This window comes from Geodermatophilus normandii, from assembly GCF_003182485.1.
Classification (GTDB): domain Bacteria; phylum Actinomycetota; class Actinomycetes; order Mycobacteriales; family Geodermatophilaceae; genus Geodermatophilus; species Geodermatophilus normandii.
Map to the genome: position 1 here is coordinate 940786 of NZ_QGTX01000001.1, position 19511 is coordinate 960296.

Consider the following 19511-nt stretch of genomic DNA (forward strand, 5'->3'; position numbering starts at 1 on the left):
AGCAGGAGCGCCCTCCGTCTGGGGGACCGTCGCTCGCGCCTCGGCAGGATGGTGCCCATGCCCGACACTCGCGCCCGGCTCGACGACGCCCAGGTGGCCGCGGTGGCCCGCTTCCGCGCAGGCCTCGGGCCGCTGCCCGACCTCCCGCCCGCCGGCGAGTACGAGGACGCCCAGGGCGTGCTCGTCGCGACGGCGGCCGACGGGGACCTGGCCGTCGTCGAGGTGCCCCGCTGGGAACCGCCCTCGACGGTGGCCGAGCAGCTGCGCGACCGCGGGTGGACCGAGGTCGCGGCGTGGGTCGGCCCGCCGCCCGACGACGTCGCGGAGCTGCCGCGGCGGCTGCTGGTGCTGCTGCCGGCGGCCGGGCTGGCGCCGGACTCCGCGGCGCTGGCGGGTGCGGCTGCTGCCTGGGCGGCGGTGCGCGACGGCGGCCGCGACGTCGTCGTCGTGCCCGTGCCCGTCACCCCGGCCGCACCGGAGGCCGGGCCGGCGGAGCTGGCCGCCGCGCACGGCGCGGCGCTGGCCGGCAGCCGGCCCTGGTCCGGCACGGCGCGCACCGGCGGCACCGTGGTGCTGTGCACCGGCCTGTCCGGCGCGGGGAAGTCCACGATCGCCGCGCGGCTGGTGGAGCTGCTCATCGAGGCCGGGCGGACGGTCACCCTGCTCGACGGCGACGAGGTCCGGCACTCCCTGTCCGCGGGGCTCGGGTTCTCCAAGGCCGACCGGGACACCAACGTCCGCCGGATCGGCTGGGTGGCCGCGCAGATCGCCAAGCACGGCGGCACCGCCGTCTGCGCCCCGATCGCGCCCTACGCCGAGGTGCGCGCCGACGTCCGGCGCGAGGTGGAGGCCCAGGCCGGGCCCGGCAGCTTCGTGCTGGTCCACGTGGCGACGTCGCTGGCCGACTGCGAGGCCCGCGACCGCAAGGGTCTTTACGCCCGGGCGCGCGCCGGGGAGATCCCCGCCTTCACCGGGATCAGCGACCCCTACGAGACGCCCACCGACGCCGAGGTCACCGTGGAGACCGCGGGACGGAGCGTCGACGAGTGCGCCCGGCAGGTGCTGGACGCGGTGCTCAGCCGACCGTCGTGAGGGAGTCCTGCACGGCCGTGCGCCAGTCGCGCGGGCGGAAGCCGGTCCCCTGCAGCTTCGCCAGGTCCAGCACGCTGTTGAGCGGCCGCGGTGCGAGGCCGGGCTTGTCGGCGGTGTACTCGGCGGTGCTGACCCGCCGGACGGCGCGCGGGTCGCGGCCGCGGGCGGCGAAGACGACCTCCGCGACGTCGGCCCACGACGCCGGCTCCCCGCCGCACGTGACGTTGTAGGTCCCCGAGAGCCCGGCGTCGGCGAGGTGGGCGACGGCGTCGGCGAGGTCGTCGGCGAGCGTGGGCCGGCCGACCTGGTCGGCGACGACCGAGGGGCTGACGCCGCGGTCGGCGAGGCCGGCCATCGTGCGGACGAAGTTGCGGCCCTCCCCCACGACCCAGGTGGTGCGCAGCAGCAGGTGCCGGTCGAGCGCGGTGACCAGCGCGTCGCCGTCGGCCTTGCTCCGCCCGTAGACGCTCAGCGGGTGCACCGGGGCGTCCTCGGGGATCGGCCCGGGGTGGGTGCCGTCGAAGACGTACTCGGTGGAGAAGTGCACGAGGAGGAAGCCGTGCACGCGGGCCGCGTCGGCCAGGGCGCCGACGCCGTCGACGTTGACCGCCCGCACGGCGGCGCGGTTGGCCGGGTCCTCCGCGGCGTCGACGGCCGTCCAGGCGGCGGCGTTGACCACCAGGTCGACGCCGGACCAGTCGTGCGCCGCGACCGCGGCCGGGTCCCCGACGTCGAGGCCGGCCCGGGTCAGCGCGACGGCGTGGGGGAACCGGCGGGTCAGCGCGCGGCCGACCTGCCCGCCGGCGCCGAGGACGACCGCCGTCACTGGCCGCGGGCGGCGTAGGCCGCCTCCACGCGCTCCTTCTGCGGGCGCCACCAGTCCTCGTGGTCGCGGTACCACGCGATCGTCGCCGCCAGGCCGTCGCGGAACTCGGTGTAGCGGGGCCGCCAGCCGAGCTCCTCGCGCAGCTTGGTGGCGTCGATGGCGTAGCGCAGGTCGTGCCCGGCGCGGTCGGTGACCGAGTCGAAGGCGTCGGCCGGCTGGCCCATCAGCTCGAGGATCGTGGCGAGCACCGTGCGGTTGTCGACCTCGCCGTCGGCGCCGATGAGGTAGGTGTGCCCGGCGCGGCCGCGCTCGAGGACCTCGTGGACGGCGGCGTTGTGGTCGTCGACGTGGATCCAGTCGCGCACGTTCTGGCCGGCGCCGTAGAGTCGCGGCCGGAGCCCGGCGAGCACGTTGGTGACCTGCCGCGGGATGAACTTCTCGACGTGCTGGTAGGGCCCGTAGTTGTTCGAGCAGTTGGAGATCGTCGCCTGCACGCCGTAGGAGCGCACCCACGCGCGCACCAGCAGGTCGGAGGCCGCCTTGGTCGAGGAGTACGGGCTCGACGGGTTGTACGGCGTCTCGGGCGTGAACTTGCGCGGGTCGTCGAGCTCCAGGTCGCCGTAGACCTCGTCGGTGGAGACGTGGTGGAAGCGCACGCCGTGCCGGCGCACCGCCTCCAGCAGCGTGAAGGTGCCGACGACGTTGGTCTGCAGGAACGGCGCGGGGTCGGCCAGGGAGTTGTCGTTGTGGCTCTCGGCCGCGAAGTGGACGACGGCGTCGCTGGCGCCGACCAGCTCCTCGACCAGCGCGGCGTCGGTGATCGACCCGTGCACGAAGGTGATCGCGTCCTTCACGCCGGCCAGCGAGGCCTCGTTGCCCGCGTAGGTCAGCGCGTCGAGCACCGTCACCTCGTACTGCGGGAAGCGCTCGACGGTCTGGTGGACGAAGTTGGCGCCGATGAAACCGGCTCCACCGGTCACCAGCAGACGACGGATCTGGCTCACGGCCGACAGGGTCTCAGAACTGCGGCCCGATCCCGGTGCGCCGCTCACCCCGCGGGATGAGGTCGCCTGGCGCGCGGGGGCGCCGTCCCTAGATTGGGATCGACACCGCAGGTGGACGGGGGCGCCATGAGCAGGGACGACGTCGGGCTGGACAGCCCGCCGGACGAGGTGGCCGGCGCGGACGAGGCGCCCGCCGAGCGGCGCCGACCGGCCTCGCGCCGTCGCCGCGTCCTCCGCCGCGCCCTCGTGGCCGTCGGCGTCCTGGCGCTGGTGCTGGCGCTGCTGGTGGGCGGCGGGCTGTGGTTCCTGACCGACCGCTACGGCGGCAACATCGACCGGGTCGCCGACGTCTTCAGCGACCTCGACGAGGACGCGCGCCCGGCACCGGCCACGCCGGCCGAGGCGGCGTCCGCCCAGCCGGTCACCTTCCTGCTGGTGGGCAGCGACAGCCGTGGCACCGCCGACGAGGGCATCGCCGAGGGGGGCCGGTCGGACGCGATCATGATCGCCCGCTTCTCCGGTGACCGGCAGCACGCCCAGCTGGTGTCCATCCCCCGCGACTCGTGGGTCGACGTCCCCGGGTACGGGACGAACAAGATCAACGCGGCCTACGCGTTCGGCGGGCCGACGCTGCTCGTGCAGACCGTCGAGCAGCTCACGGGCGTCCGCATCGACCACTACGTGGCCATCGACTTCGAGGGCATCGTCCAGGTCACCGACGACCTGGGCGGGGTCGATGTCGTCGTCGCCGAGACCACCAGCAACGGGCCGTACACGTTCCCGGCCGGGGTCAACCACCTCGACGGCGACCGGGCGCGCTGGTACCTCGGGCAGCGCTACGGCCTCGAGGGCGGCGACTTCGACCGGGTGCGCCGCCAGCAGCAGTTCATCGAGGCGGTGTTCACGCAGCTGTTCAGCTCCGGGACGCTGAGCGATCCCGGCCGGCTCGACGCCGCGCTGCTCGCCGTCACCAGCGCGGTCGCCGTCGACGACACCCTGGGCAACGGCGACCTGCTGTCGCTGGCCTACTCCCTGCGCGACCTGCGCCCGGAGGCCGTCGACTCCTTCACCGCCCCGGTGCTCGGGACCGGGACGGAGGGCTCGGCGAGCGTCGTCTACCTCGACGAGGTCACCGGCGACCGCATGTGGGGCTACCTGCGCAACGACTCGCTGTCGCAGAACGCCGCGGAGTTCGACGCGGAGGCGCTGCCCGACGTGCCGCGCTGACGCACCGCTCCTCCCCCGACCGACCGCGGCCGGGCGACCCGCTCAGGGGTCGCCCGGCCGCGTCCGTTCAGGCGGGGGTGGGGATCCCGCGGGCCGCGCCCTCGGCCAGTGAGGCCCGGAACCAGCGGTACGTCTCCTCGATCCCCTCGCGCAGCGGGATCCGCGCCTCCCAGCCCAGGGCGTGCAGGCGGGAGACGTCGAGCAGCTTGCGCGGCGTCCCGTCGGGCTTGGAGCGGTCGAACTCGATGGCGCCCTGGTAACCCACGACGTCGGCCACCAGCCGCGCGAGCTCGGCGATCGAGACGTCGGTGCCCACGCCGACGTTGACCGGCTCCGGGGCGTCGTAGTGCTCGAGGAGGTGCAGGCAGGCGCGGGCGAGGTCGTCGACGTGCAGGAACTCGCGCCGGGGCGTGCCGCTCCCCCAGACGACGACGGACGGTGCGCCGTCGCGGGCGGCCTCGGAGAAGCGCCGCATCAGGCCGGGCAGCACGTGCGAGCCGACGGGGTCGAAGTTGTCGCCCGGCCCGTAGAGGTTGGTCGGCATCGCCGAGACGTAGGGCAGGCCGTACTGCCGCCGCAGCGCCTGGACGTGCAGGACGCCGGCGATCTTGGCGATGGCGTAGGCGTCGTTGGTGGGCTCCAGCGCACCGGTGAGCAGCGCGTCCTCGCGGATCGGCTGCTCGGCGTACTTGGGGTAGATGCAGCTCGACCCGAGGAACAGCAGCCGCTCGACGCCCACCCGCGCGGCGGCGTCGAGGACGTTGACCTGGATCCGCAGGTTGTCGGACAGGAACTCCGCCGGGCGGGTGCTGTTGGCGAGGATGCCGCCCACCCTGGCCGCGGCGAGGACGACGACGGCCGGGCGCTCGCTGTCGAAGAAGCGGTCGACCGCCTCGCGGTCGCGCAGGTCGAGCTCGCGCGAGGTCCGGGTGACGAGGTCGGTGAACCCCTCGGACCGCAGGTGGCGGAGGACCGCCCCGCCGACCAGACCGTTGTGGCCGGCGACGTACGTGCGGGCCGCCCTATCGAGTGATGCCATTTACCGTGCCCGATCTCTCCGCTGTTCCGTCGACCTAATGTAATTCCCCGAGCGACGCAGGCGGGCTGCGTTCACCCTTTGGCAGGACGGCGATGGCGAAATCCGCATTGATCACCGGTATCACCGGGCAGGACGGCTCCTATCTCGCCGAACTGCTGCTCGACAAGGGGTACGAGGTGCACGGGATGGTGCGCCGGTCGTCCTCCTTCAACACCGAGCGGCTCGACGGCGTCTACCAGGACCCGCACACCCCGAACCGGCGGCTCCACCTGCACCACGGCGACCTGAACGACGGGGTCACGCTGGTCAACCTGCTGCGTGAGATCAACCCGGACGAGGTCTACAACCTGGGCGCGCAGTCGCACGTGCGGGTCTCGTTCGACCAGCCGGTGTTCACCGGCGACGTCACCGGGGTGGCCGCGATGCGCCTGCTCGAGGCCGTCCGGGTGGCCCGGGTGCGGACGAAGGTCTACCAGGCGTCGTCGTCGGAGATGTTCGGCGCCACTCCCCCGCCGCAGGACGAGCGGACGCCATTCCACCCGCGTTCTCCCTATGGCGTCGCGAAACTGTACGCGTACTGGGCGACGCGCAACTACCGCGAGGCCTACGACCTGTTCGCGGTGAACGGCATCCTGTTCAACCACGAGTCGCCGCGGCGCGGTGAGACATTCGTGACGCGCAAGGTGACCCGGGCGGTCGCGCGCATCCGGGCGGGCCTGCAGGACACGCTCTGGATGGGCAACCTCGACGCCGTCCGCGACTGGGGCTACGCGCCGGAGTACGTCGAGGGCATGTGGCGGATGCTGCAGCACCCGGTGCCGCAGGACTACGTGCTGGCCACCAACACCTCCTACACCGTGCGGGACTTCGTGCGGATGGCGTTCGAGCACGTCGGCCTCGACTGGCAGGAGCACGTCGAGTACGACCCGCGCTACGAGCGCCCCAGCGAGGTCGACGCCCTGGTGGGCGACTACTCCCGGGCGCGCGAGGACCTCGGCTGGGAGCCGAAGGTGCTCACCCCCGAGCTGGTGCAGATCATGGTCGACGCCGACGTGCGCCTGCTCGAGGACGAGCTGGCCGGCCGACTGGTCCGCATCGACCGCTGATCCGCGGGACACGACACGAGGGGCCGGCGACGTCGTCGCCGGCTCCTCGTCGCGTCCGTCGGGACCCCCTGGTCCCGCTCGTCACGGACACCCCTCGCGTTCACGACCACGCCGGTCGGCGGCCCGCAGGATGCGGGCGTGGCATTCCTCCTCGGGTCGACCTGGCTGGCGCTGCACGTGTGGGTCGCCGAGCACGGGCAGGTGCTGGTGGCCGCGGCGCTGTGCGGCGTCGCGCCCGCGCGGGCGATGGCGCGCCGGCCCGCCTCCGTCTGAGCCCGCCGGCTGCCACACTGGCGGCGTGACGCGCCGCCGCGCACGGACGTGGTCCTGGCACCTGCACCGCTACCGCTGGGTCCGGGACGACCCGTTCAGCGGGTCGTCCCTCTACGCCTGCCGCTGCGGCGTCGTGCGTCCCGGGCTCTGACGCTCAGCGGCGCCGCAGCAGCACGAGCCCCAGGAGCGAGAGCACCCCGGCCGCCCAGCCGGTGAGCACGAAGACGTCGCCCTGGTGCACGCCCTGGTCCTCGGCGACGCGGAGCAGCACCGGCCCCTCGTTGTAGTACTCCCCCGTGACGAGCAGGACCGCGAAGGCGGTCAGCATCGCGGCCGCGACGAGCGCGAAGAGCCAACGGAGGGTCACGTCGGCGGTCAGCCGCCCTGGCGCCGGAGCACCTGCCCCACGGTCTTCAGGACGATCTTCATGTCGAGCCACGGTGACCAGTTCTCGATGTAGTAGTTGTCGAAGCGGGCCCGGTCCTCGATCGAGGTGTCCCCGCGCAGGCCGTGCGACTGCGCCCAACCGGTCAACCCCGCCGGCACCCGGTGCCGGGCGGTGTAGCGGGGGATGTGCGCGGAGAACTGGTCGACGAAGTGCGGCCGCTCCGGACGCGGCCCGACGAGGCTCATGTCCCCGCGGAAGATGTTCCACAGCTGCGGCAGCTCGTCGAGCGAGCTCGCCCGCAGGAACCGGCCCACGGGTCCCAGCCGGTCGTCGTGCTTGATGTTCCAGTTCGTCTGCGACTCGGTCTCGTCCACCGGCTTGAGGGAGCGGAACTTCAGCACCTCGAACGGACGGCCGTCGAGCCCGACGCGGGTCTGGCGGAAGATGATCCCCGGGCCGCCCTCCAGCCGGACGGCGACCGCGCAGGCGGTCAGCACCGGGAGGAGCACCAGCAGCGACACCGCGGACACGACGACGTCGACCAGCCGCTTCGTCCGCCACCACGGGCTGCGGTAGACCGAGCGCCGGCGCCGGACCAGCGGGATGCCCCAGATCTCGTCGGTGTAGCGGTTCGTGTGGTGCAGCTCGAACAGCCGGGGGACGACGAAGACGTCGACGTCGAGCCGGTCGCAGGTGCGCAGGATGTCGACGAGCTCGTCCTCGTCGGTCCCGCCGTAGGCGACGATGACGTCTCGGACGGCCTGCTCGCGGATGACCTGCGCGAGCCGGTCGTACCTGCCGAGCAGTGGGATCGGGAGGAGGGCCGTGGCCTCGTCGTGCTCCCCCGCGTCGAGGAAGCCGATCGGGTCGAGGCCGTAGTTGCGGCGCTCGAGCAGGGTGGCGGCCACGCGGACGCCCATCTGCCCGGCTCCCACGACGAGGGTCCGGTGCCGGACGAGGCCGCGGCACCGGGCGGTGCGCACCACGTGGTAGGCGACGAGGCGCGCGACCAGGATCGCGGCGAGGAGCACCACGAAGTGCGTGACCTGACGCACCGGCGGGTCGACCCCGGGCAGGACGGAGAAGAGGGCCACCTTGAAGGTCCAGGCGACGACGACCGCAGCCAGGGTGTAAGGCAGGTCGTCCAGCAGCGAGAGGTTCAGCCGTGAGCGGTACAGGCCGGCACGCCAGAACACCAGCAGCAGGAAGGCCAGCGCGAGGGCGTGCGCCAGCGCTGACCCCGGCAGCGTGATGAGGGTCGCGACGGCGAAGGCGACGACGTCGACGAGCACCAGGTAGGGCCCGACACCGCGCCGGACCCACCACTTCTCCTTGGCAGGCGTCTCTGCGGTCGGCCAGGTCCTGACCGTGCGCACCTTCTCCTCGCGCGACGCCGTGGCCATCGAGACGCGACTGATCTGTCGCGCTGCCTGTCCCGATGTGGCGTCGCCCCCCGTGGCGTCGACCAATGACCCTCCCCGTTGACCGCGTCGACTATTCGACGCGGTCAGGAGATGGTGCCACCACGGGCACGGATCCGCCATTCCTGAGCTCATTCGGAGGACCTTCGAATGACGGTCGTAATGAGCGGTCATACCGGTGCTCACCCCGCGAATCGAAATGGTGACGGCCCGTCATGCCGCAAGCGCGTCAGTACGCGCCGGAACCGCGGAGCACGGCCCCCACCGTCTTCCAGAGGATCATGAAGTCGAAGGCCAGCGACCAGTTCTCCACGTAGCGGACGTCGAGCCGCACGGCGTCGTCCCAGGACAGGTCCGACCGGCCGCTGACCTGCCACAGGCCGGTGATGCCCGGCTTGACGAGCAGCCGGCGGCGCATGTCGAAGCCGTACTGCTCGACCTCGCGGGTGACGTGCGGGCGCGGCCCGACCAGGCTCATGCTGCCGCCGAGGACGTTGAACAGCTGCGGCAGCTCGTCGAGCGAGTAGCGCCGCATGACCGCACCGATCCCGGTGACCCGCGGGTCACGGCGCATCTTGAACTGCACCGCGTTGCCCTGGTTCTGCTCGTGCAGGTCCAGCTCGACCTTGTCCGCGTCGACCACCATGCTGCGGAACTTCAGGACCTGGAACGGCCGGCCGTCGCGGCCGATCCGCTCGTGCGTGAAGAAGACCGGGCCCCGGCTGGTGGCCTTGACGAGGACGGCGAGGGTGACCAGCACCGGCAGGAGGACGAGGACGCCGAGCCCGGCAGCCGTGCGGTCGACGACCTCCTTGGCGATGCGGCGGACGCCGGTGAACTCGGGGCGCTCGACGTGCACGAGCGGCAGCCCGGCGACCGGGCGCACGTGCACCCGCGGGCCGGCGACCTCGGTGACCGCCGGGGCGAGCAGGAGCTCGGCCTCGGTGTCCTCGAGGTCCCAGCCGAGCTTGCGCAGCCGCGCGCCGTCGAGCTCCGGGGAGGGCAGGACCGCGACCGTGTCGATCTCGTAGCGGCGGACGACGTCGGCGACCTCGTCGAGGCCGCCGAGGACCGGCAGGCCGTCGAAGACGTCGCGGTCGCCGGCCGACAGTGGCAGGCAGCAGCCGATGACGCGGTAGCCGTGCCGGGCCTCGCGCTCCATCTGCGCGTTCAGGGCGGCGACACCGCTGCGGTGCCCGACGAGCACCGCCGTCTGCACGTGCCGGCCCCGGGCGCGCCGGGAGTGCAGCCGCAGGCGGAGGGCGACGCGGACGGCGAGCGTCAGCAGCGTGGCCAGCGGGAGGGCGACGACGACGAAGCTGCGGGCCACCTCGAGCTCGAAGGCCCAGGAGACGGTGCCGACCGTGGCGAGCAGGAGGGCGGCGGCGGAGAAGACCCGGCGGAACTCCTCGGGACCGACCCAGAGGAAGCGCTCCTCGTAGGTGCGGGCGACGAGCATGGCCCCGAGCCACACGACGGGGAGGGCGACGACGAGCGCGGTGCTCGCCGCGGCGCTCATCAGCGGGCCGTCCTCGGGGACGAGCGACCCCACGATGGCGGCCATCAGCGCCGCGACGGCGTCGAGGAGGACGAGGCGGCGGACGTACGAGGCGCGCCACGCCCGGCGGGCGGCGGTCCCCTCGCCCCGGAGGCGAGGTGTCAGCCAGTACCAACGGCGACCGACAGACTGCGCTTCGCCAGGGACCGCGCCGTCGACGGTTTCGAGCAGGGACAAGTACACCAACCCCCGTGCAGCGCCCAGCGCATCAGCACCCGGCGCAGTGATCCCCCATGACTGCCGGGGACTCCATCGTCCGACCGGCGAGAGGATCGTAACGACGTCCAGGTCGTAGCAGAAGTAATTGCACACAAGCAGGTGGCGCACAAAGTGTCGTCACCCCTGTCGCCCGGACGATCCGAGTGCGCACCGTGACGGCGCGCGCCTCTTCCGCGCGTCGCCCCTGGTGGAGGGCACGAGCCGCCCGTCCACGAGCGGATCGGTCCCCTGCTCACCTGCTGTGGCCGGAGTCGTCGCCGCGAGCGCTCGACGCGATGGGACGCCGTCAGCCAGTCTGCGTGGGGTCCCATCGACGGGCGGCACGTGGCGGAGCGGGGTCGACTCCTCCAGTCACCGATCCCCACGAGACGAGGCGTCCCAGCACCGTGAGCAACGCCTCGCTGATCGAGTCCCCGACTTCCTGGTGGACCTCCGCGGGCTGACCGATGGGGTCGCGGATGTCGTCATCCGGTCCGCTCCGTCGCAGAGGCCTGCGAGCCGCCATCCTCTCCACGAGATCGCGTGCCCTGTCGACACTGCTCGCACCTCCGAGCGAGACGTTGTCGCCGACGAGCCCCAGGAGGTCCGCGGCTTCCCGCAGGGTGTAGGTCCGCGAGAGCGCACGAGGCGCGACGGCGAGCACGTCCCGACGGTGCTCTCTCGTCATCGTCAACGTGAGGTCCGCAGCATCGGCGATCGGCCCGGTCAACTGCCGGGCCAGGAAGCCGGAAGGATCTCCGCCCAGCCCCTGCAACACCAGAGCCGAGTGGGGGTGCATGCCCGCGCCGACGACCGCCCGGGTACCCGCGCTGCCCAGGTCGACCCACCGGGAACTCCCCGGCGAGGCGGCCTCCAGATACGCCCGCCCCAGGCGTTCGGCGAGGGGCGAGCGGCACACGTTCCCCGTGCACACCAGCAGTACGCCGAAGACCGGCGTGGAGGGCCACAGGCGAGGCACACCACCAGTCTGGTGTCGAGTCCTCGGCCCGAACGACCGGAGGTGGACCGCGTCGCTCCCGCTGGTGAGCTCCAGGGAGGCCGAGGACCGCCCTGGCGGATGACGCCTCACCCGTCGATGCTGGCAGCCGTGCGGGGTCACCGCCGCCCACCGCGGCTGAGCAGGAGGCAGGAGGTCAGCGTCGTGTGCTCGGCTCCCGAGTCAGAGCCTCCACGTGCGCCCGGCGACAGGACGCTGGAGACCGAGGTCCTGTGACCGAGCCGGCCCAGGGTGAGGGGACGCCCCGTGGATGACATGAGCCGGAGACGATTCGTCGCTGCGGTCACCGCAGGGGGAACGCTCGCCGGCGCCGCCGTCGTCGGCGTGGTCACGAAGCAGACCCCGGGAGGTCGTCTGTCTGCGAGCGACGTCCTCAACCCACTCGACCACGGAGCCGCCGGCGACGGCACGACGGACGACAGAGCCGCCATCCAGGCCCTGCTGGACTCGGCCCCGCCGGGCGCCACGGTCCTCATCCCCGGCGGTCGCACCTTCGCGCTGAGCGGCGGGCTGGTCTGCGAGCAGACGGTGAACCTCTGCGGTGGCGGGACGATCGCCGTCGTGGGTGGGCTCGACGAGGACGGGATGCCGGCGGGCCTGACCCTCCGGGGACAGGGCTCCACGGTCCAGGGGGTCGTCCTGTCCAACCCCGGTGAACTGACCGGACGGCCTGGGCTGACCACCGGTGGCTACAACGTCGGGATCCTCATCGAGGCGCACGACGTGCTCGTCTCGGAGTGCACGATCGACAGGTTCCAGGGCGGGATCGTCGTCGCGGCCGACGGCGAGTGGCAGCGGATCCGCATCCTGGGCAATCGCATCGAGGACGTGCTCGGTCGCGGCCTCGGGCCGACGGATGTGACCTCACCCGACGGCGAGGACGGCGGGGACGGCATCTGCGTCTGGGGATCGCAGGCGACCGTGACGGGCAACGTCGTGAACGCCAAGGCAGGTCGCGACGCCCGGATCGGCATCCACTTCGAGGCCCTCCCCGATCGGCAGCGCAAGGTTCCGGCCACCGGCCATGCGGACGAGCAGATCAGCGTGTGCGGGAACGTGGTCTACGGGCAGTTCCGTCGGGGGATCGTGGTCGAGCAGGCGACGGGGGCCACCGTGAACGGCAACTGCGTCGCCGACGCGACGTGGTGGTCCATCGCCCTCATCAACACCCGGAACTGCACCGTGAGCGCCAACGCCATCGCCTGGACCCGGACGGCCGAGGACAACCAGGGTGAGAGTTGGAGTCCGCGCCGAGCGGCGTTGACCTGCTACGGCGAAGTGTCGGACTGCGTGCTCAGTGACAACACGGTGCACGCCACGGCCACCAGCGCCGCGAGGTGCTTCGTCAACATCCAGTCGGACGACGGCGTCCCGTCCGACCTCCTCATCAGCGGCAACGTCTTCGGCGGCGACCCCTCCGCCGCCATCCAGGACGCCCTCCTCACCGGACCCCGGACCTTGCGGCCACGCATCCTCGGCAACAGGTTCTCGGTGTTCACCGAGCGGGGCCTCAACCTCTACGGCGCCGATCGTTTCGAGGTGGCGAACAACAGCATCGACGGCAACGACGGATCCCCCGGACGGGGGATCGAGGCCGACGGCGCCGGAGCCGGACTCATCAGCAACAACGTCGTCAGCAACGTGACGCAGGCGATCGTGGTGTCCAACTCCTCCGGAGTCCTCGTCGTGGGGAACCTCGTGACCGACTGTCAGGACGGCTTCGACGGGTATGCCTCCGCCGGCCTACTGGTCTCCAGCAACGCGTTCCGGGTCCTCGGCGCCAAGACGCTCAACATCGACGACGGGGCCAACGGCAACGTCGTCGCCTCGAACGGATGAAGTGGCTCGCCCACCGCTGCTCGCTGCAGGGCATGCCCCCTCCGCGTGCGCAGCGTTCGTCAACGCAAGCGAAGCGAGATCCTCACCGTCCGCTGTACAGGGACGAGCGCGTCCAGGTCCGCCGTGTCATCGTCTGCCAGGACAGGCCAGCAGTCGTCGTCGCGCGACCCGCCCGTCCAGTGATCGCAGCGTCGGCAGCAGTAAGGTTCAGCCCCCGCCGATCAGCCGTCCCGTCGTCGCACGATCGTGGAGGGAAGCGTGAGGATGCCCCGCTCCGGGGTCGTGCACCTGACCCACCGCTTGAGCAGCGGTGGAGTGGAGACCGCCATCCGCGTCTTCCTCGAGTCAGGTAGACGCCGCGACTACACGGTGATGACGCTGACCACCGATGACGGCGGACATCCAGAGGCAGTTCTCCCTGGCCGTGGCCTCAACAATCCGCTCACCTACCTGTCTCAGCTCGCGCGACTCGTCCGGAGACCACCCGCGGTCCTCGTCGTCTCCCTGTGGCGGGCCGCTCTGCTCGGCGCGGTCGTCAAGGTCCTGCGACCGAGGGTGCAACTGGTCGTTTTCCTGCACAACGTCCGGTACAAGAACCGGCCGGACCGGTGGTGCCACCGTGCAGCGCTCGCTGTGTCCGACGTCGTCTTCGTCGATTCCGAGGCCGCACGGGAGGCGCTCGTCCCGGACACGCGTCAACCGGTCCGTCGCATCACGTTCAAGCTCAGGACCGATGTCGCGGCGGTGCGGCCCACCTTCGAGGCACCGTGGTACCTGGCCTATTGGGGTCGGCTGTCGCCTCAGAAGCGGATCGACCGAGCCCTGCAACTGTTGGCGACGATGCGCCACCGGGAGGACTGCCGGCTGCTCTGCATCGGCACCGACGATGGCGACGGCGACCGGCTGAGGAAGATGGCAGCCGAGCTCGGTGTCGAGGAGTACGTGGAGTGGTTGCCCGAGATGCCCTTCCCCTCGATCGAGGCGCAGGTGTCCCGGGCCTCCTTCTTCGTACAGCTCAGTGACTTCGAGGGCATGGCGATGTCCGTCGTCGAGGCGATGCAGATGGGGCTGGTACCCGTCGTCTCACCGGTGGGTGAGATCCGGAACTACGCCGACGACGGGATCAACGCGCTGGTCTTCCGGGGTGACGTCGAGGAACTGGCCGGCCGGGTCCTCGACGTCATCGGTGATCCGCAGCGGTGGCGCACGCTGCACGAAGCTGCGATGGCGACCTGGCGGGAGACGCCCGGCTACACGGAGTCCTTCTCCGAGGCGATCGACGAGCTCCTGACGTCCGCGAGGAGGCCGTGAGCCTGATCAAACGCCTGTCGGCACCAGTCCTCGCGCTGATGGGTTCCCATCAGCAGTCTCTGGCGCCGCAGCGAGGTGCTGGCAGCGAGACGGCCCGGAACCTCTCTGACGGATCGACCGGAAGGCGGCTCAGGCGCCACCTGGTGACGATCGGCCCCGGCTTCCTGGGCCAGGTGCTGGCACTCGGCGCCATGCTCGCCCCTGTCCTCGCCCGTCGGACGGACCAGGTACAGCTGATCGTCTTCTGCTCGTCAGCCGCCGTCCTGCTCCTCGGTCCCGCCACCCTCGGCATCCAACTGACGCTTCCCGCCTTGCGGGGGAAGATGACGCCGGCCATCGGGCTGGCATGCAGCATGCTGAGCCTCACGACGGTGTGTTCGGCCATGCTCGCGGCCCTCCTCGTCGTCCCCAGCGAGCACGTGGAGCTGGTGCTCTGCTCCGCACTCCTCCTCTACGCACAGGGCCTGTACGTCGTGACCACGACGCTGCTGATCCGAGCTGGAGACGCTGCCCGGATCGCACGGATGCGGCTCCATTACGGCCTGACGCTCCTCAGCGCCACCTGTGTCGCCGTCGTGCTCCCGGGCAGCTACCCCCTCGTCCTGGCGACTGTGCTCGCCTACGTCGTGATCGTCGTGGTTCACGCTCGCACGGCAGTTCGGCCGGTCTGGCACGGCATCCACCGACTCCGCCGGTCCTCCCGACTCTTCCGGCCGTACATGCGGCATGCCCTGGCTCCGACCTTGTCCGAGCTCGCGACAGGCACCGTCGGCCCCCTCGCGGGCGTGGCGGTGGTCGGGACAGGTGCCTTCGGCGGGCCGTGGGCTGTCGTCAACCGCATCGCAGGTGGATTCATCACTCTGCTACAGCAGGTCCTCATGCCCCCTGTCGAGGTCGATCTGAGCCGCTCCGTACGAGAGCGGGACAGGCTGGGGTTCTCCTCGTCCTCCCGTCGAGCTCTCCTCCTGGGAGCAGCCGTCGCGATGCTGGGCTGCATCGGCGCGCTGGGGCTGGCGGTCTACGCGGCACCGGACGCGCTCGACGTCAACGGTTGGCTGCTGATGGCGGGGATCACCGTCCTGTTCTGGGGTCCTACGCTCCTCCTCACTCCCCTCAGCCGCGTCTTGAACTTCCTGGGCCACAACCGGCTCAAGCTCTGGCTCGACCTCTTCCGCGCAGGCGGGCTCGTGCTGGCCTTCTTCCTGCTGCCCGGGCCTGCCAAACTGGTGGGCATGGCGGTCGTCGCGGCCGTCGCCTCGGGTGCGATCTATGTCGCGACCCGGCGCCAGATCAGGAGGTTCCGGGCCGGTCGGTGACGGCTCCCGGACCCTGAGCCAGCGGCTCAGCAGTACGCAGCACCTCGTCATAGACCGCCAGCACCCGCTTGCCGCTGATCGTCAACCCGTACCGGCTGCCGACGTGTCGGCGACCGTGGGCCCCCTCGCGGTCGGCGCCCTCCAGGTCCAGGAGCCGCTCGGACACCGCTGCCGCCAGAGCGTCGACGTCCTCGACCGGGACGACGGCTCCGGCGGACGGCGGGATGACCTCCCGTGCTCCCGCCACGTCGCTCATGACGACGCTGCGACCACTCGCTGCCGCCTCCAGGCTGACCAGCGCCATCCCCTCCCACCGTGACGGGGCCACCACGACCGTCGCGGCTGCATACCAGTCCCGCGGGTCGCTGCTGCCCACGAAGAGGACGCCCTCGCCCGCGGCCTTCTCCAGCCGCTGACGCTCGGGCCCCTCACCGACGAGCGCGAGTCGTGCGCCCGGTGCCACGTCTCGGATGGCCGGCCACGCGTCCAGGAGGACGTCCTGCCCCTTCTGCCGGCTCAGGCGGCCGACACAGACGGCGAGCGGGGCATCGCCCAGCCCGAGACGCTCCCGTGCCGCCCTGCGGTCGCGCGGGGAGAAGCGTTCGGTGTCGACCCCGTTGGGGACGACACGGGACTTGCCCTCCAGCCGCACGCCCAACTCGACCGCGTCTCGACACTCGGCCTCGCTGACGCAGACCACACGGTGTGCCCACCTCACGGCCCAGCGTTCGTAGGCCAGCGTGAGCCGGCGCATGAGGCCCTCCACCGCCAGGAAGGACCACGCGTGCGGCTGGTAGACGGTCGGGATGGAGGACCGGATGGCCAGGCGGCCGGCCAGGCCGGCCTTGGCGCTGTGCAGGTGCACCACATCCGGCCGGAGCCCACGCAGGGCTCGGCGGAGGCGGGCGGTCTCGACCGCAGTCGCCAGTCCGGGACTACGGCCGGCGGCCCAGGACACGTGGGCAGCGCCGGCTGCGACGGCCTCCGCCGGAAGCCAACCCTCGTCGGGACAGACGACGGTGACCCGGAGCCCACACGACACCTGGTGACGAGCGAGCTGCACGACGCACCGGGCGACGCCCTCCGTCGTGGGCTGTGCGACATGGACGACGTGGACGGTCATGTCCACCGACCGGACGGCGCAGAATCCGACATGGCTACATCCTGCTGATCACGCCCGTCCGGGGCGACCGCGACGACCCTCCGGGTCGGTGACTGGTGTGAGGGCCTGGGATCGGGCCGCCGACCTGCTGCTGGACCGGTGCGGGTCAGCCCGCTTCCGTGTCCGCGGTTGAGCATCCTGCACGTAGTCGGTGCCGTAGCCGTAGGCCTGCGCTGCTCGAGCACTCAACGGGACGATGTTGAGGACGACGCCGAGGATGCGAGCCCCGACCCGTTCCAGCGTCGCCGTCGCCTGCTGCAGCTGGTCCTTGCGGGTGTGTCCGTGACGCACGGACACCAGGACGCCATCGGCGAGGACCCCCAGTCCCGCCGCGTCGGCCACGGGGAGCACCGGTGGTGCGTCGATGAGCACGAAGTCGTTGGACTCCCGCAGTTGGTCCACGAGGGAGAACATCTGCCGGGAGGACAGCAGCTCGTTGGGGTTCGGCGGGGTCGGACCGGCACCGATGACCTTCAGTCCCTCGGTCCCGAAGACCTGTTCGACCTCAGCAGCCTCCGCGCTGCCGGCCAAGACGTTGGTCAGCCCCACTCCGCCGACCAGGCCGAGGTAGCCGGCCACCCGCGGGCGACGGAGGTCGGCGTCGAGGAGCGTGACCTGCCGTCCCGACTCCGCCAGGGCGACGGCCAGGTTGATGGCGACCGTCGTCTTGCCCTCGGTGGGCATCGCGCTGGTCACCATGATCACCCGCGGTGGGTTGTCGACGCTGAGGAACTGGAGGGCGGTGCGCAACTGGCGGTAGTCCTCGGCAGCGCGGTTGGGACTCCGCTGGTCGTAGACGTGGCGCAGGCCCAGGGTCGTGTCTCGTAGCACGGTGCCGACCACCGGGGCCCCGCCGAGACCCGACGCAGTGTCGGCGCTCTTGACCGTCCGGTCCAGCTGGCGACGGAGGACCGCAGCCGCCGCGCCGAGGACGAGACAGCCCAGGGTGGCGATGGCGACGATGCGCGGGATGTCGGGCCAGCTCGGCGACGTGGGCTCCTTCGGGTCCTCCGTCACCGTGGCCTTGACCGGCGCCTGCCCTCCACCGTTGGGGGTCTCCAGGTCCGTCACCAACACGGTGAACTCGTCACCCACCGCCTCGGCGATCTGCCGCGCCTGTTGAGGAGAGGGATCGTCGACGATCACGTTGATGAGCACCGTGTCGGCCACGGGGATGGCCGTGATGCGAGCGGCCAGTTCCTCGACGTCCTCGTCGAGGCCCAGCCGGTCGTTCACCCGTCCGGCCAGTTCCTCACCCGACAGCAGTTGTGCATAGGACGCCACCCGCTGCTGCGAGAACTGGCCGCCCTGGAACGCCTCCGAACTGGTCGACGTCTCCGTGCTGGCGATGAAGAACTGGGTCTCGGCCGAGTAGACCGGGGTCGTCGTCAGGCAGTACGCGACTGAGGCGCAGGCCCCGAGAAGGGCTCCGACGAGCGGCATCCACCAATTGGTGCGCAAGGCCGCGAACACGTCCTTCAGTTCCAACGAAGCCCTCGCCCCTCGGTCAGTCGCTCACCGGTGCAGGACAGTACCCGGACGAGCCAGGCGCGGATCCCGAGAGCAGGATCATGCGACCTTCGGGTGACGGACGGCTGCCGACTCCTGGCTTGGCCCCCGGTCCCCGGCAGGTCGCCCGGCCACGTATATGGCGACCGGGAGGATCGGCGAGAGGTGGCGCAGATAGGACCCGTAGTCCGGCTCGAAGAAGCTCTGCACCAGGACGAAGGACACCACGAGCGAGAAGCACCTCACCCACCTGATGTCGCCCTGGGCGCCTGATCCGTCACGCAGCCGCGATCGGATGCCCCGTCCGACCAGGACCCACATGGTGACGATCAGGACGAAGAACGCCGCGTGCAGCGGATTGCCCGTGAGGAGCAGGGGGACCGGCAGGAGCAGCGTCACCAGCACCAGGAGGCACGACAGGGCCGACCCCACGAGGCCGCCCCCCACGGACACCGCGATGGCCGTCTCGGCGTCGGCGGACCCGCGGTCCTCGTTCACGACCCCGCGGAAGTGATCCAGTTCCACCCCCTGCCCGACGAGGAAGGCGACCGCACAGACCGCCGTCACGACCACGAGGAACACCAGCACGGTCCGTGGCCGGAACGGCCCCCGGAACACCCGCCGGGCCGCGATGTACGCAGCGGCGACGAGGAACCAGTACTCGCGGACGACGTAGGCGTATCCGAGCATGGCGCCGACGATCAGCACCTCGCCGGCGAGGCCGCGCGGTGCCGTGAGCAGCACGGCCACCAGCAGCAGCACGAAGACGTCCTTGGAGTAGGAGGACAGGTAGACCGCGGCGAACAGCAGGTACAGGCACGCGAGGACGAACTGGGCTCTGGTGACGTAGCGGGTGTCCCGCCAGGCCAGGACCACGACCCCGTAGCAGAGCAGCATGGACAGGACGGCGACGGCGGCCGGACTGCTCTCGAGGCCGAGCCAGCGGTACAGCCCGCCGGTGACCGTGAAGGCGCGGTCCTCCTCGTACCTGGCGATGCCGGCAGCGACCTGCTGGATCTTCAGGCTGTCGTAGAAGTACTTGGGTGGCAGGGCGGACCGGATGAGCGGCATCGCGAGGACGAGGACCGCTGCGACGAGGACCAGCAACCACTTGTCGACGCGAGCCACAGCCCCTTGCGGCGACGCTGCCCGGTCAACGGACACGACGGCTCCACGCCTCCAGCACGTGGTGAGTCTCGCACCCGCGAGCCGGCCCAGCGGCAG

18 protein-coding genes are annotated in these 19511 nt (G+C 71.5%); 8 read left to right on the top strand and 10 right to left on the bottom strand.

Features of this window, described 5'->3' with window-relative positions; translation table 11 throughout:
• Positions 1 to 57 precede the first annotated feature (57 nt).
• Complete coding sequence (gene cysC, locus JD79_RS04735) at positions 58 to 1092, top strand: adenylyl-sulfate kinase (protein WP_211307869.1); 1035 nt, start codon at positions 58 to 60, stop codon at positions 1090 to 1092.
• Here the strand turns inward: cysC and JD79_RS04740 are convergent.
• Both JD79_RS04740 and rfbB read right to left on the bottom strand, forming a co-directional pair.
• Complete coding sequence (locus JD79_RS04740) at positions 1076 to 1918, bottom strand: SDR family oxidoreductase (protein ID WP_170149116.1); 843 nt, start codon at positions 1916 to 1918, stop codon at positions 1076 to 1078. The two genes, cysC and JD79_RS04740, sit on opposite strands and share 17 nt — an antisense overlap.
• Positions 1915 to 2922 carry a dTDP-glucose 4,6-dehydratase gene (gene rfbB, locus JD79_RS04745; protein ID WP_245899706.1) on the bottom strand — a complete coding sequence of 336 codons (1008 nt, stop codon included), beginning with the start codon at positions 2920 to 2922 and terminating at the stop codon, positions 1915 to 1917. The genes JD79_RS04740 and rfbB overlap by 4 nt, the downstream gene beginning before the upstream one ends.
• A 126-nt stretch (positions 2923 to 3048) precedes the next feature.
• Here rfbB and JD79_RS04750 point away from each other — a divergent pair, with 126 nt between their 5' ends.
• Entirely contained in the window at positions 3049 to 4149 is a 1101-nt protein-coding gene (locus JD79_RS04750; protein ID WP_110004586.1) for an LCP family protein, read from the top strand.
• A gap of 67 nt (positions 4150 to 4216) precedes the next feature.
• Here JD79_RS04750 and JD79_RS04755 read toward each other — a convergent pair whose 3' ends face one another.
• Positions 4217 to 5188, bottom strand: a complete 972-nt coding sequence (locus tag JD79_RS04755; protein ID WP_110004587.1) for a GDP-L-fucose synthase family protein — start codon at positions 5186 to 5188, stop codon at positions 4217 to 4219.
• 92 nt (positions 5189 to 5280) lie between these two features.
• On the opposite strand from JD79_RS04755, the gene gmd reads away from it, so the two are divergent.
• The 3 genes from gmd (at position 5281) to JD79_RS24175 (ending at position 6718) form a co-directional block, all read left to right on the top strand.
• A complete protein-coding gene (gene gmd, locus JD79_RS04760; protein WP_110004588.1) occupies positions 5281 to 6294 on the top strand; it encodes a GDP-mannose 4,6-dehydratase in 1014 nt (337 codons plus the stop codon).
• Between the two features lie 138 nt (positions 6295 to 6432).
• A complete protein-coding gene (locus JD79_RS24170; RefSeq protein WP_281270271.1) occupies positions 6433 to 6567 on the top strand; it encodes a hypothetical protein in 135 nt (44 codons plus the stop codon).
• Positions 6568 to 6592: 25 nt separating this feature from the next.
• A complete protein-coding gene (locus JD79_RS24175) occupies positions 6593 to 6718 on the top strand; it encodes a hypothetical protein (RefSeq protein ID WP_281270272.1) in 126 nt (41 codons plus the stop codon).
• A 3-nt stretch (positions 6719 to 6721) separates the two neighbouring features.
• Here the strand turns inward: JD79_RS24175 and JD79_RS04765 are convergent, their stop codons facing one another.
• From JD79_RS04765 to JD79_RS04780, 4 genes are all read right to left on the bottom strand, one after another.
• On the bottom strand, positions 6722 to 6934 hold the full coding sequence (locus tag JD79_RS04765; protein ID WP_110004589.1) for a hypothetical protein: 213 nt from the start codon (positions 6932 to 6934) through the stop codon (positions 6722 to 6724).
• Positions 6935 to 6942: 8 nt separating this feature from the next.
• Positions 6943 to 8331, bottom strand: coding sequence for a sugar transferase (locus tag JD79_RS04770; RefSeq protein WP_245899708.1), 1389 nt, complete (start codon positions 8329 to 8331; stop codon positions 6943 to 6945).
• Between the two features lie 274 nt (positions 8332 to 8605).
• Positions 8606 to 10117, bottom strand: a complete 1512-nt coding sequence (locus JD79_RS04775) for a sugar transferase (RefSeq protein WP_281270273.1) — start codon at positions 10115 to 10117, stop codon at positions 8606 to 8608.
• 322 nt (positions 10118 to 10439) lie between these two features.
• Positions 10440 to 11111, bottom strand: a complete 672-nt coding sequence (locus tag JD79_RS04780; protein WP_211307870.1) for an arsenate reductase/protein-tyrosine-phosphatase family protein — start codon at positions 11109 to 11111, stop codon at positions 10440 to 10442.
• Between the two features lie 294 nt (positions 11112 to 11405).
• Between JD79_RS04780 and JD79_RS04785 the strand changes: the two genes are divergently transcribed.
• The 3 genes from JD79_RS04785 to JD79_RS04795 all read left to right on the top strand — a co-directional run bounded on the left by JD79_RS04785 (position 11406) and on the right by JD79_RS04795 (position 15616).
• Positions 11406 to 12989 carry a NosD domain-containing protein gene (locus JD79_RS04785; RefSeq protein WP_110004591.1) on the top strand — a complete coding sequence of 528 codons (1584 nt, stop codon included), beginning with the start codon at positions 11406 to 11408 and terminating at the stop codon, positions 12987 to 12989.
• Between the two features lie 315 nt (positions 12990 to 13304).
• A complete protein-coding gene (locus JD79_RS04790; protein WP_170149117.1) occupies positions 13305 to 14300 on the top strand; it encodes a glycosyltransferase family 4 protein in 996 nt (331 codons plus the stop codon).
• A complete protein-coding gene (locus JD79_RS04795; protein ID WP_110004593.1) occupies positions 14297 to 15616 on the top strand; it encodes a hypothetical protein in 1320 nt (439 codons plus the stop codon). Before JD79_RS04790 ends, JD79_RS04795 begins: the two co-directional genes overlap by 4 nt.
• Here the strand turns inward: JD79_RS04795 and JD79_RS04800 are convergent.
• From JD79_RS04800 to JD79_RS04810, 3 genes are all read right to left on the bottom strand, one after another.
• Positions 15591 to 16739, bottom strand: coding sequence for a glycosyltransferase family 4 protein (locus JD79_RS04800; RefSeq protein ID WP_110007437.1), 1149 nt, complete (start codon positions 16737 to 16739; stop codon positions 15591 to 15593). The genes JD79_RS04795 and JD79_RS04800 overlap by 26 nt on opposite strands.
• Positions 16740 to 16787: 48 nt before the next feature.
• Entirely contained in the window at positions 16788 to 18266 is a 1479-nt protein-coding gene (locus JD79_RS04805) for a tyrosine-protein kinase domain-containing protein (RefSeq protein WP_281270274.1), read from the bottom strand.
• Between the two features lie 81 nt (positions 18267 to 18347).
• Positions 18348 to 19415: a hypothetical protein gene (locus tag JD79_RS04810; RefSeq protein WP_110004595.1), complete on the bottom strand. Its 1068-nt coding sequence runs from the start codon at positions 19413 to 19415 to the stop codon at positions 18348 to 18350.
• Positions 19416 to 19511: the final 96 nt, after the last annotated feature.

What these genes read in the sequence shown, in the direction of transcription:
- cysC (WP_211307869.1), top strand. Translation starts at nt 58, where the DNA reads ATGCCCGACACTCGCGCCCGGCTCGACGACGCCCAGGTGGCCGCGGTG.
- JD79_RS04750 (WP_110004586.1), top strand. Translation starts at nt 3,049, where the DNA reads ATGAGCAGGGACGACGTCGGGCTGGACAGCCCGCCGGACGAGGTGGCC.
- JD79_RS04755 (WP_110004587.1), bottom strand. Translation starts at nt 5,188, where the DNA reads ATGGCATCACTCGATAGGGCGGCCCGCACGTACGTCGCCGGCCACAAC.
- gmd (WP_110004588.1), top strand. Translation starts at nt 5,281, where the DNA reads ATGGCGAAATCCGCATTGATCACCGGTATCACCGGGCAGGACGGCTCC.
- JD79_RS04785 (WP_110004591.1), top strand. Translation starts at nt 11,406, where the DNA reads ATGAGCCGGAGACGATTCGTCGCTGCGGTCACCGCAGGGGGAACGCTC.
- JD79_RS04800 (WP_110007437.1), bottom strand. Translation starts at nt 16,739, where the DNA reads ATGACCGTCCACGTCGTCCATGTCGCACAGCCCACGACGGAGGGCGTC.